1 protein-coding gene is annotated in these 1,123 nt (G+C 45.8%); it reads right to left on the reverse strand.

The window, feature by feature from the left end:
* Nucleotides 1-112: 112 nt before the first annotated feature.
* Nucleotides 113-1,054 carry an ADP-glyceromanno-heptose 6-epimerase gene (gene rfaD, locus L4D05_RS24015; RefSeq protein WP_428795500.1) on the reverse strand — a complete coding sequence of 314 codons (942 nt, stop codon included), beginning with the start codon at nt 1,052-1,054 and terminating at the stop codon, nt 113-115.
* Nucleotides 1,055-1,123: the final 69 nt, after the last annotated feature.

Genomic DNA, 1,123 nt, shown 5'->3' on the forward strand with positions numbered 1-1,123 from the left:
ATTATTAACCATAGAACCATAGAACCATAGAACCATAGAACCATAGAACCATAGAACCATAGAACCATAGAACCATAGAACCATAGAACCATAGAACCATAGAACCGTCGTCTTAACTATTCACAATCGCCAAATACTCCGTAACCCCTTCCGCAACCGTCTTAAACTCAACATCGCAACCCGCGGCGCGCAGTTTGGTTAAATCCGCTTGGGTGTATTCTTGGTAAGCGCCTTTCAAATGGTCAGGGAACGGAATGGTTTCAATCTCGCCTTTACCATGGTGCTTAATGACCGCTTCTGCGACCACTTCAAAGCTTTCCGCACTACCAGTTCCGCAGTTGAAAATACCAGACACGCCGTTTTCCAAGAACCATAGGTTCACTTTCGCCACATCGCCCACATAGATGAAGTCACGAATAAACTGCTCGCTACCTGCAAACAATTTAGGGTTCTCACCGGCATTCATTTGGTTATTAAGGTGGAACGCCACCGACGCCATGCTGCCTTTGTGCTGTTCACGTGGACCGTAAACATTGAAGTAACGGAAACCGGTAATTTGCGATAGTTTTTCACCGTGCGCTTCTGCATCTGCAGTTAAGCGGCGAACGTAGTTATCAAATTGCTGCTTTGAATAGCCGTAAACGTTTAATGCGCCTTCGTATTCACGCTCTTCTTTAAACACGGTTGTCTCGCCGTAAGTGGCGGCAGAAGAGGCGTACAAGAACGGGACTTCACGCTCTAAACAGAAGTGAAGCAGCTCTTTCGAGTATTCGTAGTTGTTAAGCATGACATATTTGCCATCCCACTCGGTGGTTGCAGAGCAAGCCCCTTCATGGAAGACCGCTTCGATAGGACCAAAGTCATCACCTGCCATGACTTGCGTGAGGAAGTCATCACGGTCCATGTAATCGGTAATGTCCAAATCAACTAAGTTTTTGAACTTACGCCCATTTTTAAGGTTGTCTACTACCAGGATGTCGTTTAAGCCCGCTGCGTTTAGCGCTTTGATAATGTTGCTGCCAATCATGCCAGCACCGCCAGTTACGATGATCATAAAACTCTTCCAATTGAATAGGATAATTAGTTTGAGTATATAAGATTTGAGGGGAAGGGGGAATAAGGG

Origin of the sequence: Vibrio nomapromontoriensis (genome assembly GCF_050337205.1) — a bacterium.
GTDB lineage: Bacteria > Pseudomonadota > Gammaproteobacteria > Enterobacterales > Vibrionaceae > Vibrio > Vibrio nomapromontoriensis.